The sequence below is a fragment of the Bradyrhizobium sp. MI1.3 genome, assembly GCF_055811695.1.
The window spans coordinates 142,815-159,053 of the sequence record NZ_JBVVPQ010000003.1 but is presented as its reverse complement, the minus strand read 5'-3'; the positions used below and the strand labels follow the sequence as shown (position 1 = coordinate 159,053).

The 16,239-nt window shown below is 63.5% G+C and carries 13 protein-coding genes; 8 read left to right on the top strand and 5 right to left on the bottom strand.

Annotation, left to right across the window (positions count from 1 at the left end; translation table 11 throughout):
- The first annotated feature begins 155 nt into the window (after positions 1 to 155).
- From AC0L3A_RS03105 to AC0L3A_RS03080, 6 genes are all read left to right on the top strand, one after another.
- Positions 156 to 1,565 (top strand): M20 family metallopeptidase, encoded by a 1,410-nt coding sequence (locus tag AC0L3A_RS03105; protein WP_007597034.1) that lies wholly within the window; start codon positions 156 to 158, stop codon positions 1,563 to 1,565.
- A gap of 99 nt (positions 1,566 to 1,664) precedes the next feature.
- Positions 1,665 to 2,576, top strand: a complete 912-nt coding sequence (locus tag AC0L3A_RS03100) for an amino acid ABC transporter substrate-binding protein (RefSeq protein ID WP_035995282.1) — start codon at positions 1,665 to 1,667, stop codon at positions 2,574 to 2,576.
- A gap of 115 nt (positions 2,577 to 2,691) precedes the next feature.
- Complete coding sequence (locus AC0L3A_RS03095; RefSeq protein ID WP_007597031.1) at positions 2,692 to 3,423, top strand: amino acid ABC transporter permease; 732 nt, start codon at positions 2,692 to 2,694, stop codon at positions 3,421 to 3,423.
- A 4-nt stretch (positions 3,424 to 3,427) separates the two neighbouring features.
- Positions 3,428 to 4,120 (top strand): amino acid ABC transporter permease, encoded by a 693-nt coding sequence (locus tag AC0L3A_RS03090; protein ID WP_007597029.1) that lies wholly within the window; start codon positions 3,428 to 3,430, stop codon positions 4,118 to 4,120.
- 8 nt (positions 4,121 to 4,128) lie between these two features.
- Positions 4,129 to 4,860 carry an amino acid ABC transporter ATP-binding protein gene (locus AC0L3A_RS03085; RefSeq protein WP_007597027.1) on the top strand — a complete coding sequence of 244 codons (732 nt, stop codon included), beginning with the start codon at positions 4,129 to 4,131 and terminating at the stop codon, positions 4,858 to 4,860.
- A gap of 187 nt (positions 4,861 to 5,047) precedes the next feature.
- Positions 5,048 to 5,908 carry a D-amino-acid transaminase gene (locus AC0L3A_RS03080; protein WP_007597025.1) on the top strand — a complete coding sequence of 287 codons (861 nt, stop codon included), beginning with the start codon at positions 5,048 to 5,050 and terminating at the stop codon, positions 5,906 to 5,908.
- 156 nt (positions 5,909 to 6,064) lie between these two features.
- Here AC0L3A_RS03080 and AC0L3A_RS03075 read toward each other — a convergent pair whose 3' ends face one another.
- The 3 genes from AC0L3A_RS03075 to AC0L3A_RS03065 all read right to left on the bottom strand — a co-directional run bounded on the left by AC0L3A_RS03075 (position 6,065) and on the right by AC0L3A_RS03065 (position 9,474).
- Positions 6,065 to 6,526, bottom strand: coding sequence for a carboxymuconolactone decarboxylase family protein (locus AC0L3A_RS03075; protein WP_007597023.1), 462 nt, complete (start codon positions 6,524 to 6,526; stop codon positions 6,065 to 6,067).
- 29 nt (positions 6,527 to 6,555) lie between these two features.
- On the bottom strand, positions 6,556 to 8,175 hold the full coding sequence (locus AC0L3A_RS03070) for an MDR family MFS transporter (protein WP_007597022.1): 1,620 nt from the start codon (positions 8,173 to 8,175) through the stop codon (positions 6,556 to 6,558).
- Between the two features lie 117 nt (positions 8,176 to 8,292).
- On the bottom strand, positions 8,293 to 9,474 hold the full coding sequence (locus tag AC0L3A_RS03065) for an HlyD family secretion protein (RefSeq protein WP_007597019.1): 1,182 nt from the start codon (positions 9,472 to 9,474) through the stop codon (positions 8,293 to 8,295).
- A 274-nt stretch (positions 9,475 to 9,748) separates the two neighbouring features.
- Between AC0L3A_RS03065 and AC0L3A_RS03060 the strand changes: the two genes are divergently transcribed.
- Positions 9,749 to 10,660, top strand: coding sequence for a LysR family transcriptional regulator (locus AC0L3A_RS03060; protein WP_007597018.1), 912 nt, complete (start codon positions 9,749 to 9,751; stop codon positions 10,658 to 10,660).
- Here AC0L3A_RS03060 and iaaH read toward each other — a convergent pair.
- Together iaaH and AC0L3A_RS03050 are read right to left on the bottom strand one after the other, a co-directional pair.
- Entirely contained in the window at positions 10,655 to 12,079 is a 1,425-nt protein-coding gene (gene iaaH / locus AC0L3A_RS03055) for an indoleacetamide hydrolase (RefSeq protein ID WP_007597017.1), read from the bottom strand. The genes AC0L3A_RS03060 and iaaH overlap by 6 nt on opposite strands.
- 75 nt (positions 12,080 to 12,154) lie before the next feature.
- Positions 12,155 to 15,604, bottom strand: coding sequence for an indolepyruvate ferredoxin oxidoreductase family protein (locus AC0L3A_RS03050; RefSeq protein ID WP_007597015.1), 3,450 nt, complete (start codon positions 15,602 to 15,604; stop codon positions 12,155 to 12,157).
- Between the two features lie 152 nt (positions 15,605 to 15,756).
- Between AC0L3A_RS03050 and AC0L3A_RS03045 the strand changes: the two genes are divergently transcribed.
- Entirely contained in the window at positions 15,757 to 16,212 is a 456-nt protein-coding gene (locus AC0L3A_RS03045) for an Lrp/AsnC family transcriptional regulator (RefSeq protein WP_007597013.1), read from the top strand.
- Positions 16,213 to 16,239: the final 27 nt, after the last annotated feature.

The window sequence follows — 16,239 nt, the reverse complement described above, 5'->3', positions numbered from 1 at the left end:
GTTGGCAAGGCCAAAATCAGCGGCGCTGCCGCGCTTGGCAAGCCAATCTCAAGAGAGCAAGAACGAAATCCCAAGACTATCGAAGTCCCCGCCACTTTCGGAGGCCTGCCCGTATCGGGTATGCTCCTTCGTCTCGCAACCTAAAAAAGAAAATAATGACCAGAGCCGATGCCATCGCCCGCGCCCGTGACGATTTCAAATCCGGCGCGTTCCTCGCTGAACTCGACCGTCGCGTCGCCTATCGGACCGAGAGCCAGAATCCGAACCGGAGCGTCGAGCTGCGCGCCTATCTGGAACAGGAGATGGTGCCCGCTTTCGCCGCGCTCGATTTCGAAAGCCGGATGATCGAATCTCCCAGCGGCAAGGCGCCGTTCCTGTTCGCCGAACACCGCGAGAGCGAGACGGCGCCGACCGTGCTGATCTACGGCCATGGCGACGTCGTCGACGGCATGGAAGGCGAGTGGCGTGATGGCCGCGATCCCTGGCGCACCACGGTTTCGGGCACGCGTCTTTACGGTCGCGGCACCGCCGACAACAAGGGCCAGCACAGTATCAACATGGCCGCACTCCGCGCGGTGCGCGAGGCCCGCGGCGGCAAGCTCGGCTTCAACGCCAAGTTCATCCTCGAGATGGGCGAGGAGATCGGCTCGCCGGATCTCGGCAAGGTCTGCGATCTCAATCGCGATGCGCTCAAGGCCGATCTGTTCATGGCCTCCGACGGGCCGCGCCTGTCCGCCGACCGTCCGACCCTGTTCCTCGGCTGCCGTGGCGGCATCCGCATTCATCTCGATGTGAACCTTCGCGACGGCGGCCATCACTCCGGCAATTGGGGCGGCGTGCTCGCCAACCCCGCGACCATTCTGGTCAACGCGATCTCGACGCTGGTCGACGGCCACGGCCGCCTTCAGCTGGACGCGCTGAAGCCGCCGCGCCTCACCAACCAGATCCGCAGCTATCTTGCGGACGTGCAGGTGGTGCCGACCGAGGACGAGCCGGCGTTAGCCGAGAACTGGGGCGAGGAGGGTCTTTCGGCGGCCGAGCGGCTCTATGCCTGGAACACGCTCGAAGTGCTGGCGATGTCGTCGGGCAATATCGAGAAGCCGGCCAACGCCATTCCCGGCCACGCCAATGCCGTGCTGCAACTGCGTTTCGTGGTCGGCACCAAGATCGATGGGCTGATCGAGGCGGTTCGCGCGCACCTGGTGCAGAAGGGCTTTCCGATGGTCGAGGTCCGGGCGGCGCAGAGCTTTGCCGCCTCGCGCACGGATTTCGACAGCCCTTGGATCACATGGGCGGCGGATTCGGTGCGCCAGACCACCGGCAAAGCGCCGGCGGTGCTGCCGAATTTCGGCGGCTCGTTGCCCAACGACGTGTTCTCCGAGATATTGGGCCTGCCGACGATCTGGGTGCCGCACTCCTATCCCGGCTGCTCCCAGCATGCGCCCAATGAGCACATCCTGCTGCCATTGACCGAAGAGGCCTTGACGGTGATGGCCGGCCTGTTCTGGGATCTCGGGGAATTGCCAAGCGCGCTAACAAGACCGCTAACGCGCCCGCCGGCCTGAGCCGTTAACCGGAGCCGCGATCCAGCCAAAAGTCACATTCTATTCCAACCCAATTTGTGCTTGCATCCCGCCGGCATCATCCTGAAAGGGGACCAAAAAGTGAAACATTTCCGTAGCATCGGCCTCGCGCTCGCCGCGACCTTCGCTGTCAGCCAGGCCGGGGCCGAGGAGCTCACCGGCACGCTGAAGAACATCAAGGACACCGGCGCCATTACGCTCGGCTTCCGCGACTCCTCGATCCCGTTCTCCTATCTCGACGACAACCAGAAGCCCATCGGGTTCGCGATGGACATCTGCTACAAGATCGTCGACGCCGTGAAGAAGGAGCTCAAGCTCGACAAGCTCGAGGTCAAGCTCAACCCGGTGACTTCGGCGACCCGTATTCCGCTGATGGCGAACGGCACCATCGACCTCGAATGCGGTTCGACCACCAACAACGCCGAGCGCCAGAAGCAGGTCGCCTTCACCAACACCCATTATTTGACCGCCAGCCGCTACGTCTTCAAGAAGTCGAGCGGCCTGAAGTCGATCGACGATCTCAAGGGCAAGACCGTGGTCTCGACCGCCGGCACCACCAACATCAAACAGCTCACCGAAGCCAATGTTGCGAAAGGCCTCGGCGCCAACATCATCCCGGCCAAGGACCACGCCGAATCCTTCCTGATGGTCGAGACCGATCGTGCCGTCGCCTTCGTGATGGACGACATCCTGCTCGCGAGCCTCGTAGCCGGCTCGAAGTCGCCCGACGACTACGTCATCTCCAAGGACGCGTTCTCCAAGCCTGAGCCCTACGGCATCATGCTGCGCAAGGACGACGCGCCGTTCAAGAAGGTGGTCGATGCGGCGACCGCCGCGCTCTACACCTCTGGCGAAGGCCAGAAGATCTACGACAAGTGGTTTACCCAGAAGATCCCGCCGAAGGGTCTGAATCTCAACACCCCGATCTCGGCCGAGCTGAAGAACGAGTTCGCCAAGCCAACCGACTCGCCGAACCCGGACGATTATAAGTAAGCTATAACCGCGATCTTTCGATCCGGATCGTGTCCGGCCATCTTGACTCCAAGGTGGCCGGACATTTGCATAGGCGCCGGGACATCCATGACTGGCGCGTTCGCGCGGGGGACACGTGAACTACCACTGGAACTGGGGAATTTTCTTCGAGCCCAACCCGATGGGGACCGGCACCTATCTCGACATGCTGTTGTCGGGCCTGGTGCTGACCCTCAAGACGGGTGCGCTCGCATGGATCATCGCGCTGATCATGGGCTCGATCGTCGGCGTGATGCGCACGCTGCCGTCGAAGGGAGCGTACTGGTTCGGCTTTGCTTATGTCGAATTCTTCCGCAACATGCCGCTGCTGGTGCAGCTCTTCCTGTGGTTCTTCGTGCTGCCGGAACTGCTGCCGAGATCTGCCGGCCTCTGGCTGAAGCAGCTGCCCAATGCGCCGTTCTGGACGGCGGCGATCGGCATCGGCTTCTTCATGTCGGCGCGCGTCGCCGTGCAGTTGCAGGCCGGCATCGGATCGCTCCCGCGCGGCCAGAAGATGGCGGCGACCGCGCTCGGCCTGACGACCTTGCAGGCTTATCGCTACATTTTGCTGCCGATGGCGTTCCGCATCATCCTGCCGCCGCTGACGTCCGAGTTCCTCAACACCATCAAGAACACGGCTGTGGCCATCACCATCGGCTTGCTTGAGTTGACCGGGCAGGCGCGCTCCATGCAGGAATTCTCGTTCCAGGTGTTCGAGGCCTTCACCGCCGCGACCCTTCTCTATCTCCTCGTCAACGCCGTCGTCGTGACCGCAATGCGCTTCCTCGAGCGCTACGTCGCGATCCCCGGCTACATCACGGGGAAATAACACCATGTTCAGCAATTTCGATTTCGAGGTCATCCGTCGCGCACTGCCCTATCTGTTTTACGAGGGCATGACGTTCACGCTGATGCTTACGGGTCTTGCGGCGCTCGGCGGCCTGATCTTTGGCACGGCCATCGCGCTGATGCGGCTGTCTGGCTTCAAGATCCTGGGCCGAATCGCCGGGGTCTATGTCGACTTCATGCGATCGCTGCCGCTGGTGCTGGTGATCTTCTGGTTCTACTTCCTGGTGCCCTATATCGGGCAGTGGGTGACCGGCGCGTCGCGCCCGATCAGCGTCGGCGCGTTCGCATCCTCGCTCATCACCTTCATCATGTTCGAGGCCGCGTACTTCTCCGAGATCATGCGTGCCGGCATCCAGTCGATCTCGCGCGGCCAGCCGGCCGCAGCCAACGCCCTTGGCCTGACTTACGCCCAGACCATGCGCTACGTCGTGCTGCCGCAGGCCTTCCGTAACATGCTGCCGGTGCTGATCACGCAGACCATAGTGCTGTTCCAGGACACCTCCCTGGTCTACGTGCTGTCGATCACCGACTTCCTCGGTGCGGCAAGCAAGGTCGCGCAGCGCGACGGCCGTCTGGTCGAAATGTATCTGTTCGCAGCAATCGTCTACTTCACCATTTCCTGTGTTGCGTCCTTCGGCGTTCGCCGCCTGCAGGCGCGCATCGCCATCATTCGATAGAGTCTGTCATGATCGAGATCAGCCACGTCGACAAATGGTACAGCCCGAGCTTCCAGGTGCTGACCGACTGCACCACCAGCGTCACCAAGGGCGAGGTGGTCGTGGTCTGCGGCCCGTCGGGATCAGGTAAGTCGACGCTGATCAAATGCGTCAACGCCCTGGAGCCGTTCCAGAAAGGCGACATCAGCGTCGATGGCACCAAGGTCAACGATCCCAAGACCAATCTGCCCAAGCTGCGCTCGCGTGTCGGCATGGTGTTTCAGCACTTCGAGCTGTTTCCGCATCTGAAGATCATCGACAATCTCTGCCTCGCACAGCAGAAGGTGCTCGACCGGTCGCGCGACAAGGCGATGGCGAAAGGCATGCAGCTGCTGGAGCGCGTCGGCCTGAAGGAACAGGCGCAAAAGTATCCCGCGAACCTGTCCGGTGGCCAGCAGCAGCGGGTGGCGATCGCTCGCGCGCTCGCGATGGATCCCATTGTCATGCTGTTCGACGAGCCGACCTCGGCGCTCGACCCCGAAATGGTGAGCGAGGTGCTCGACGTCATGGTGGACCTCGCCCATGAGGGCATGACCATGATGGTCGTGACGCACGAGATGGGCTTTGCCCGCAAGGTTGCCAACCGCGTGATCTTCATGGATCGCGGCGAGATCGTCGAGGACGCCCCGAAGGACGATTTCTTCGGCAAGCCCCGCAGCGACCGCGCGCAGAAGTTCTTGTCGAAGATTCTCTCCCACTAACTCCGCCGTCATTCCGGGGCGCGACGAAGTCGCGAGCCCGGAATCCATCGGGCGGCATTGTACGAGGCGAAATGGATTCCGGGCTCATTCGCTGCGCGAATGCCCCGGAATGACGAATAGAGGGGTGATCGCCGCCCCCATTTCACGTATAAGCGCGCCAAATCCCTTCCTCCCCAGGAGACCTGCCTTGGATCCGATCGCCTATGTCAACGGCTCATTCGTCCCGCTCTCGGACGCCAAAATTTCGGTCCTCGATCGCGGCTTCCTGTTCGCCGACGGCATCTATGAGGTCTCGGCCGTGCTCGACGGCAAGCTGATCGACAATGCCTCGCATCTGGCGCGGCTGGAGCGCTCGGTCGGCGAGATCCAGCTGAAGCTGCCCGAGACGGTCGAGCGTATCACCGAGCTCCAGAAAGAGCTGATCGCGCGCAACCAGGTCGAGAACGGTCTCGTCTATCTCCAGGTCACCCGCGGCGCCGACAAGGGCCGCGATTTCGCCTTCCCCAAGGGCGACGTCAAGTCGAGCCTGGTGATGTTCACGTCGGAGAAGGACATCATCAACGCCGCCTCGGCCAAGACCGGCATCAACGTGATCACCGTGCCCGACATCCGCTGGGAGCGGCGCGACATCAAGAGCGTCGCACTGCTCGCGCAAGTGCTGGCAAAGCAGGCCGCGGCCGAGGCCGGCGCGGGCGAAGCCTGGATGCTCGAAGACGGCTACGTCACCGAAGGCGGTTCGTCCTCGGCGTTCATCCTCACCCAGGACGACGTCATCGTGACCCGCAAGAACTCCAACGCGATCCTGCCGGGCTGCACCCGGAAGGCGGTGGTGGCGCTGGCGGAAGAGCGCCAGCTCCGCGTCGAAGAGCGTTCCTTCACGGTCGCCGAGGCGCTCGCCGCCAAGGAAGCCTTTGCCACTTCGGCGTCGTTGTTCGTCCAGCCGGTGGTTGCGATCGACGGTAAGAAGGTCGGCGACGGCAAGCCCGGCCCGCTTGCCGCGCGGTTGCGCGAGATCTACGTGGAGTTCGCCAAGGCGACGGCGGTTTAGCCGTCCACCGCCGTCATCGCCCGGCTTGACCGGGCGATCCAGTACGCCGTGACGGGAGTGCTTGACTCGAGAAGCCGCGGCGTACTGGATGCCCCGGTCAAGCCGGGGCATGACAGTCGAATGCATGGAGGCAGTTTGGCCTCATGCGTCAGCACCTCAGGCCACCGACGCCTTCACCTTCACCGGGTGAACCGCGCGGAATGCGATTGCGATCCTGTTCCAGGCATTGATGGCGCCGATCAGCATGGTCAGGTTCACCGTCTCCGCATCGGAGAATTGCGCGCGGACCTGCTCGTAGACGTCATCGGGCGCGTGCGTCTCGGAGATCAGCGTCACCGACTCGGTCCAGGCCAGTGCGGCGCGCTCGCGGTCGGTGTAGAGCGGGGATTCGCGCCAGGCGTTGAGCAGATAGATGCGCTGCTCGGTCTCGCCGCGCTTGCGCGCGTCCTCGGTGTGCATGTTGATGCAGAAGGCACATCCGTTGATCTGTGACGCGCGGATCTTGACGAGCTCGATCAGCGATTTCTCAAGGCCCGTCGACTGGATCTGCTCTTCCAGCCCCATCAGGGCCTTCATCGTGTCGGGTGCGGCCTGGTAGAAATTCATGCGGGGTTTCATGGTCGTTCTCCTTGGTTGCCGGGTTGATGTCAGTGGGCGCCGCCGGCCGAGGCATGGCCGGGCTTCTTCAAGAACAGGACGGCGGCGAGCGCCACGATCAGCGCCATGCCGAGCAGATAGAAGGTGTCGCTGAAGGCGAAGATGTAAGCCTGCTTCTGGACGATGTGACCGATCGCGACATAGGCGCGATGCGCGGCATCCGCACGGTCGAGCACGCCGTGATTGATGAAATATTGCGTGAGCTGTTCCAGTCTCGTGCGGGTGGACTGCTCGAATACCGAGACCGACTGCATCAGCACGTTGGAGTGATACTGCTCGCGTTTGGTCAGCAGGGTCTGCAACAGCGCGATGCCGACGGCGCCGCCGAGATTGCGCATCATGTTGAACAGGCCGGACGCCGAGCCCGCATTCTCCGCCTCGATGCCGGCCGTGGCCACCGCGGACAGCGGCGCCATCACCAGCGCCTGGCCGATCGCGCGGACCACATTGGGCCAGAGCAATTGATCGGCGGCATAGTTGCCGGTCATATAGATATTCATGAAGTTGGAGGCCGCGAACAGGACGAAGCCGACGCCGATGATGAGCCGCGCATCGAGCGTCTGCATCAGCCGCGGCACCAGCGGGATCAGCAGAAGTTGCGGCAGGCCGGTCCAGGCCAGCACCATGCCGATCTGCTCGGCATTGTAGCCCTGGATGCGGGCCAGATATTGCGGCAGGATGAACACCGAGCCGTAGAGTGCGATCCCCAGCAGGAAGTTCGCGAGCATGCCGAAGCCGAAGTTGCGGCGGACCAGCAGACGCAGGTTGAGGAGCGGCTTCTTCACCGTGAGCTCGATGATCAGGAAGGCGATCAGGGCCACGGCCGCGATGACGGACAGCTTGACGATGAAGGGCGAGCCGAACCAGTCGTCCTTGTTGCCTTCCTCGAGCACTGTCTGCAGCGCCGACAGTCCGATCGCCATGGTGATGATGCCGGCCCAGTCGCCGTCGCGCAGCAGCGACAGCTTCATGGGCTTTGCATCGAGGGCGTACCAGAGCATGCCGACCATGATCCCGCCCGGGACGACGTTGACGTAGAAGATGTACTGCCAGCCAAAATTCTCGGTGAGATAGCCGCCGATGGTGGGGCCAATCGCGGGCGCGAACGTCGCCGACAGCGCGAACAGCGCGAGGCCGACCGGCTGCTTTCCGCGCGGCAGCAATGTGATGATGAGCGTGAACGCCATCGGAATCAGCACGCCGCCGGTAAAACCTTGCACCGCCCGCAGCACGATCATCTGCGGCAGGTCCTGCGCCAACGCGCAGGCGGCCGATAGGACCAGGAAGAGGACCGCGTTGGTGAGGAGATAGATGCGGATCGAGAACACCTGCGCCAGCCAGCCCGAGAGCGGGATCACCACGATCTCCGCGATCAGATAAGAGGTCGAGATCCAGCCGCCATCGTCGATGCCGGCGCCGATCGCGCCCTGGATGTCGGCGAGCGACGCGTTGACGATCTGAATGTTCAGCACCGCCATGAAGGCGCCGAGCGTCGCGCCGATCACGGCAATCCAGGTCTTGGTCGACACGGCAGGCGTTATGGGGGCCGCGACTGAAGCGGGGATTTTGGCGGCGGAGGCGGCGTTGACGGTCGTTTGGAGCGTGCTCATGGAGGCCTCGTCTCGGTTACGGAGACAGGATGGATCAAGCAGTTGGTTTCGATAATCGGAGAAGCGCAGGAAGGATCATCCGGCAGGATTTGAAAATCCCACGGGACCCTCCCGGCTTCAGCCGCCGTTAGGACGGGCCGCGTTGTCGGCGAGATGCTTTGCCGTCTCGCGCTCGGCCATGACGGCCTGTTTGGTGTCGACGGTCGGCACCGCGGACATGCCGGGGCGCAGCAGGCCGGTCAGGCTGTGGTCGTCGAGCACGATCTTCACCGGCACCCGTTGCACGATCTTGGTGAAATTGCCCGTGGCGTTGTCGGGCGGCAGCAGCGCGAATTCAAGGCCGCTCGCCGGCGACAGGCTGTCGACATGGCCGCGCAGGGTCTGGTTGCGGAAGCTGTCGACGTGCAGCTCGACCGGCTGGCCGGAGCGGACATGGGTGAGTTGCGTCTCCTTGAAATTTGCCACGACATAGACCGCATCGAGCGGCACTACCGCCATCAATTGCGTGCCGGCCTGCACGAACTGTCCCACGCGCAATGAGCGGGCGCCGACCGTGCCGTCGACCGGCGCGGTAATCTCGGTGTAGGAGAGATTCAGCGTCGCCTGCTCCGCGACCGCGCGCGCATGTTCGAGTTGGGCCGTAGCCTGCGCGCGCTGGGTGGTGAGCACGTCGACCTTGCGTTGCGCGGCCACGAGGCCCGACCTGGCATGTTGCAGCTGTGCATTGCTGGCGCGCAACGCAGCGTCAGTCTGTTGTGCGCGCTGAATCGTGCCGGAGCCCGACTTCATCAAATCGTCGTAGCGGGCGCGCTCCTCCTGCGCAAATTTCAGATTCGCGTCCGCAGCAGCGACATCGGCCGTGCTCTGCTCGATGATCGGCTGCTGGAGTTCGAGCTGGGCGTCGAGGTTGCGCACCGATGCTTCCGCCGCAGCGACATCAGCGCGGGCCTGGTCGAGCGCCGCCTTGAAGTCGCGGTCGTCGATCTTCGCCAGCACCTGGCCCGCTTTGACCTTTTCGTTGTCGCTGACCAGCACCTTGGCGATGTAGCCCGAGACTTTTGGCGCGACGATCGTGGAGTCGGCCTTCACATAGGCGTCGTCGGTTGTCTCGAGATAACGGCCGTTGACCCAGTAGTCGTGTCCGTAATGGACAATCGCTGCTGTGCCCGCGAGGAACGCGAGCGCCAACGCCGCCCGCCGGACCATATTCCGGGTCGGACCACGCACCGGCACCGGCGGAGAAGCTTGCAGTATCTCAGTCGCTTGCTGGAAGTTTTCGGTGCGGGGCATCTCGGACATGGCAGTCTCCTGTCTGGTGGCTGAGACTATCGGTCTTCTTCGCTCGATCGATAATCGGCGAAATACCGGAAGGATTATCCGCTGAGAGTGGATAGTCCGGGGACCCGCCTTCGCGTATGGTCTACCGAGCCGGAGGTGCGACTGCCCCAGAGCGATTGCCGCCTCTGTCGAGCGATTGCGGCTAACCCGTCCGCCATCCGCGCGCGAGACGATCTGATGGATAATCGGACAGAATTTCTTGCGATTATCGACCAAGAGCGGATAATCAGTCGGTATGGACCGATTGACAAGTCTCGAAGTCTTCAGCCGGGTGGCCGAGGCCGGCGGCTTCTCTGCAGCAGCCCGCAAGCTCAACATGTCGACCACCATGGTGAGCAATCACGTCCAGGCGTTGGAAGACCGCCTCGGGGTGAGGCTGCTTCAGCGCACCACGCGCAAGGTCAGCCTCACCGACATCGGCAAGGCCTATTACGACCGCTGCATCCAGATACTCGCCGAAATCAAACAGGCCGACGACATCGCGAGCGAATTGCAGTCGGTGCCGCGCGGCACGCTACGGATCCACGTCGCCACGCATATGGTGCCGTTCGTCGCGCCCGTGGTGGCGAGGCTCCTGTCGACCTATCCGGAGCTCAAGATCGATCTGCGCATGGGCGAGGCCGACATCGATCTCATCGAAGAAGGTTATGACGTTGCTCTGCGCATGACCGCGCCGCCGGATTCGAGCCTGATCGTCCGCAGCCTGGCCACCTGGCGCCACGTCCTGTGCTGCTCGCACGACTATCTCGACAAGCACGGTCGCGTGCAGAAGCTCGACGAGCTCGCCGCGCACAATTGCGGGCGCCATTTGAATTATCCGTTCGGCGACGATTGGCGCTTCTTCGATCGCAAGGGCGCGCCGGCATCGGTGCGCATCTCCGGCAGCTTCATCACCAACAGCGGTGAGGCCTTGCGAAAGGTGGCGCTGGAAGGCGCTGCCGTCTGCCTGATGGCCGGATTTCTGATCCGCGACGATCTCGAGGCCGGTCGGCTCGTGCGCCTCTTGCCCGAATATCGTCCAGTCGAGATGTCGATGAATGCCGTCTATCCACACCGCCATCATCTGTCGGCAAAGGTCAGGACCTTCATCGACATGCTCGTGCATCATAGCGCTGAGCAGCAGAAGCTGATCAATCCCTATTCATGATCGGGACGGCGCCGGCAGCCGTCCGAACACTTTTTCAAGTGCCATCCCGACCGCAAGTAGGCGGCGATCGCTTCCGGACGGGCCATCCAGCTCGAGCCCGATCGGGAGCTTGCTGACCGGGCCGAGCGCAATCGGGATCTGGATTCCGGGAATTCCGGCATTGCTGCCTGGATCGGTGTTCTGGATGAACAGGCCGAAATTTTCGAGGCTGCTGGAATCGGGATTGGAGGCAATGGCGACGCGCGGCGTGGTCGGGAAGGCGATGGCATCGAGCCGGTTGTCGGCGAAAGTCCTGCTGTAGAGCGCCTGAAGCGCGGGGCGCGCTGTGTTGATCGCGGCGTCGTAGATCGGCTTGGCGTCAATCAGCGTGCCATCGGGGGCGGGCAGTTTGCGCGGGATCACCAGCCCATCATAGGTACCCTTGACGTCTGCGCTGGATATCTCCGCTGCCAGCGCCGCGATGCTGAGGCCGGTACCGGTGTGTCTGAGATACGCGACCATGTCGTCATAGGCCTCATACAGCACGACGGGAAAGCTCACTTGGCCGTTGAGTTCGGCGAGCAGCGGCATCTCGATTTCGATGACGGTGACGCCCTGCGCCTTCATTTTCGTGACGGCCGCCTCGAATGCGGCGTCGGTGTCGGCGTCGAGATTGCTCAGCATCGCCTTTACGATGCCGATCCGCACCAGCTTCAGATCGGCCGGCGCGATGGCATCGCCGCCTGCAATGACGCGGTCGAGCAGCGCGACATCCGCCATGGTCGCGGCCATGGGACCCGCGGTGTCGCGGGTGTGCGAGAGCGGCGCAATTCCAGCTTGCGGATAGCGTCCGATGGTCGGGCGCAGCGAGGCGCATCCATTCAGCGCAGCCGGCACCCGGACCGATCCGCCGGTGTCGGTGCCGAGCCCGCCTGCCACGATGCGCGCGCCGATCGCGGTACCGGTCCCGGAGGAAGAGCCGCCGGCGATCAGGGCGCGGTCATAGGCGTTGCGCACGCCGAACTCGGCAGCGGTCTTGAATGCGGTGTTGTAGCCGGAGATGCCGAAGGCGAGCTCGTGCATGCTGGTCTTGCCGATGATGACCGCGCCTGCGGCCCGCAGTTTTGCCGCAACTGGCGCGTCGGCCGTGGGAACGTAATCCTTCAGGGCCGGCGTGCCCGCGCTACAGGGCAGCCCGGCAACCTCGATGTTGTCCTTGATCACGATGGGCACGCCGCCAAGCGGTTTTGTCCGGTCGCCCGTCGCGTCGAATGCGGCAGCAACCTTCAGGGCGCCGGCCTGGTCCAGGGTGACGAAGGCATTGAGGTCGGCATTGGCTTTGGCGCGGGCAAGCGCTTCCGTCGTGAGTGCTGTGCTCGTCACCTTGCCGGCGCGGAGGTCGGCGGCGGCCTGGGTCAGGGTCAACTGATCGAAATCCATGATGCGTCACCCGCTTGCCCGGCTCCATCATGGAGCCCTCGAATTCGAGGAGGCTGAAGCCTCGCCGGCATCACGTCAACCGTGGGCGCGCAACTTTGCCTGCGACGCTGCGATCACATCGGCGAGAAGCCGTTCGACCGCCGGCTTCACCTTCGCGATCGCGATGTCCTTCACCGGCCCGTAACCGCGGATCTCCATCGGCGCCTTGGCGATCACGACGAGATCGGGCAGGCGCGCCGCATCGAGTTCGCCGAGCATCCGTTCGATCACGCCCTCATACCAGGCGATCAGGTTTCGCTCGGTGCGGCGTTCGACGGTGTAGCCGAACGGATCGAATACTGTCCCGCGCAACCCTTTCAGTCGCGCGAGCGCGGCGAGCGGCAGCTGGATCCACTGGCCGAAGGCGCGCTTGCGCGGCCGGCCGCGGGCGTCGCGCTCGGACGGCAGGAAGGGCGGAGCGAGATGGTATTTGACGCTGAAGCCGTCCTCGAACTCGCGCTTCAGCTCGTCGAGGAAGCCGCTCTGCATGTGCAGGCGCGCCACCTCGTACTCATCCTTGTAGGCCATCAGCTTGAACAGGGCGCGCGCAACCGCCTCGGTCAACTTCTCGCTATTCAGGTTGGCTTCCGCATTGCGAACGTTTGCAACGCGTGCTCGATAGCGCGCTGCATAGGCATCGTTCTGATAAGCCGCGAGGAAGTCGGCGCGGCGGTCGATCAGCTGGTCGAGCGTCTCGGCCTTGGGCGCTTCGTCCACCTTCGGCAAGAAGTCAGGGTCGGCCGCTGCAATCCGGCCCCAGGCGAAAGCCTGCTTGTTGCTTTCGACCGCGACGCCGTTGAGCTCGATCGCGCGCAACAGCGCCGACAGCGAGACCGGCAACAGCCCGCGCTGCCAGGCAAAGCCCAGCATGACGATGTTGGCATAGACGGCATCGCCGAGCAGACGCTCCGCCAGTGCGTTGGCGTTGATGGTGTCGAGATTGCCGTCGCCGATCACCTGGCCGATCGCGCGCAGGCGGGCGGGTGAGGCGAGATCCGCGTCGCGGAAGCGGACGACCTCGCCGGTCGGCATCTCCGCGGTGTTGACCGCGGCTCGCGTGCCTTTCCGATAGGTGCCGGACGCCTTCGGCGAGGAGCTGACGACGAGGTCGCAACCGATGAGCGCATCGGCCGCGCCCTGGTCGATACGGACCTGATGCAATGCGTCGGGGGACGCGGCCAACCGGATGTAGCTCAGCACCGGCCCGAATTTCTGCGCAAAGCCGGTAAAATCCAGCACCGAGACGCCGTTTCGTTCGAGATGCGCCGCCATGCCGATCAGCGCGCCGACCGTGATCACGCCGGTGCCGCCGACGCCGGTGACGAGCAGATCATAGGGACGGTCGAGCGTTGCGAGAGTGGGCAGGGGAAGTGTGGCCGCGTGGCCGACCGCGTCGGTCCGGCTTGCGCCCTTCTTCCGGCGCGTCGCGTCCTCAACGGTGACGAAGCTCGGGCAAAACCCGTTGAGGCAGGAAAAGTCCTTGTTGCAGGACGAGAGATTGATCCGCCGCTTCCGGCCGAAGGGTGTCTCCTTGGGCTCGACGCTGAGGCAGTTGGATTCGACCGAGCAGTCGCCGCAGCCTTCGCAGACGAGATCGCTGATATAGGCGAAGCGTTTGGGATCGATCATCTGCCCACGCTTGCGACGACGCCGCTTCTCTGTCGCGCAGGTCTGCTGATAGATCAGAACCGAGACGCCGGGAATCTCGCGCAGCTCGCGCTGTACATCGTCCATCTCTTCGCGCGGATGGATGGACACGCCGACCGGCAGGTCGCCTGGCGAAAATTGCGCTGGATCGTCCGACACCAACGCGATGCGCGCAACGCCCTCGGCGCGGACGCTGTGCGCGATGGCGTGGACGCTGATCGGGCCGTCGACGGGTTGGCCGCCGGTCATGGCGACGGCATCGTTGAACAGGATCTTGTAGGTGATGTTGGCTTTGGCCGCGATCGCCTGCCGGATCGCCATCGAGCCCGAATGATAATAGGTGCCTTCGCCGAGATTCTGGAACACGTGCTTGTTGCCGGTGAAGCGTGACGAGGCGGCCCAGTTCACGCCTTCGCCGCCCATCTGGATCAGGGACGATGTCTCGCGGTCCATCCAGCTCGCCATGAAATGACAGCCGATGCCGGCCAGCGCCTTCGACCCCTCCGGCACTTTTGTCGATGTGTTGTGCGGGCATCCGGAGCAGAAATACGGCGTGCGCGTCGCACCGCTGACGTTGATCGTGCGCGCAGCCTCAGGCATCAAGCCGGCTGCGCGCGCGGCGAGATTAAGGCTTGGGAACATCGGATCGAGACGGCGTGCAAGCACCCCAGCGAGCGCGCGCGGCGACAATTCGCCGATCCAGGAGATCAGCCGCGCGCCGGTTTCGTCGTGCTTACCGACCATGCGCTCGGGTTTTTCGCCCGGATAATCGTAAAAATATTCCTTGAACTGGCTTTCGATGATACCGCGCTTCTCCTCGACCACGAGGATCTCGCGCTTGCCCTTCACGAAGGCCATCGCGTCATGCAGCGCCAGCGGCCAGACCATGCCAACCTTGTAGATGTCGATGCCGATGCTGCGGCAGGCCGCTTCGTCGAGATCCATCAACCGCAACGCTTCCATCAGATCGAGATGGGCTTTGCCTGTGGTGACGATGCCGTAGGTAGCGCCCGGGATATCGTAGATGTGACGATCGATCGGATTGGCCTTTGCGAAGGCGTAGACCGCGTGCTTCTTCGCCTCCAGCCGCTCCTCGATCTGCGGCCCCGGCAGATCGGGCCAGCGATAGTGCAAGCCGCCGGGTGGCGGCGTGACGTCCGGAGTGTGGAAGGCGCGCGGCGGGCGCAGCGCGACGGAGGCGCCGGATTCCACGATCTCCGAGATCGCCTTGAAGCCGACCCACATGCCGGTGAAGCGGCTCAGCGCATAGCCATATTCACCGAATTCGAGATACTCGCTGACGCTTGCGGGGTGGAGCGTCGGCATGAACCAGCTCATGAAAGCGACGTCGGACTGGTGCGGCATCGAGGACGAGACGCAGCCATGGTCGTCGCCAGCGACCACCAGAACGCCGCCATGCGGTGAGGAGCCGTAGGCATTGCCGTGTTTCAGCGCATCGCCGGAGCGATCGACGCCGGGACCCTTGCCGTACCAGAGCCCGAACACACCATCGACCTCGCGGTCAGCTTGCGTCTCGACCTGCTGCGACCCGAGCACCGCCGTCGCGGCAAGGTCTTCGTTCACCGCGGGGAGGAATTCGATGCGGTCCCGCTTCAGCCGCTCCTGGATGCGCCACAGTTCGAGATCGATGCCGCCGAGCGGCGAGCCGCGATAGCCCGAGATGAAGCCCGCCGTGTTCAGCCCGGCGGCACGGTCGCGCCGCACCTGGTCGAGCGCGATGCGGACGATGGCCTGCGTGCCGGTGAGGAAGACGCGGCCTTCTTCGCGATCGTAGCGGTCGGAAAGCTGGTAGGCGTCGAGTGAGGAAATGGCGTCCATGCGGACCTCCCGCGGCATCCTTGCCGGATGGGAGAAGGGTAGGCCTCGGCAACTGGTAGGTCCTACCTATTTTCCCGAATAGGATATCCATTGTGGTAGAATTGTCCGTTATAATCTACAAAGCGGTAGAGTAATCCATTTTGGTGCTTTCCATGATCGAAGACCAAGACGCGCGGATTCTCGCCTATCTCCAGAAGGACGGCCGCGCCACCAACCAGCAGCTCGCCGACGCGGTCGGCATGTCCACCTCGGCCTGCTGGCGCCGGGTGCGCGCGCTGGAGGAGAGCGGTGCCATCCAGGGCTATGCGGCCCTGGTCGCGCGCGAGCAGGCCGGCTTCGCGATGTCCGCGATCCTCCACGTCTCGCTGGAACGGCACGACGCAAAATTCGTCGACGAGTTCGTCGCGCGGGTGACCACGCGGCGTGAGGTGCTGGAGTGCTTTGCGACCACGGGCGATGCCGATTACCATTTGCGCGTCGTCGTGCAGGACATGACGGCCTACAACAAATTTCTCGACGAGTTCATGTTCCGCATTCCCGGCATTCGCTATGTCAGAAGCAATGTGGTGCTGAAGGAGATCAAGACCAGCGTGATCCTACCGTTTTGAGAGGCAGCGCTTCGTCGTCCCGGCGAA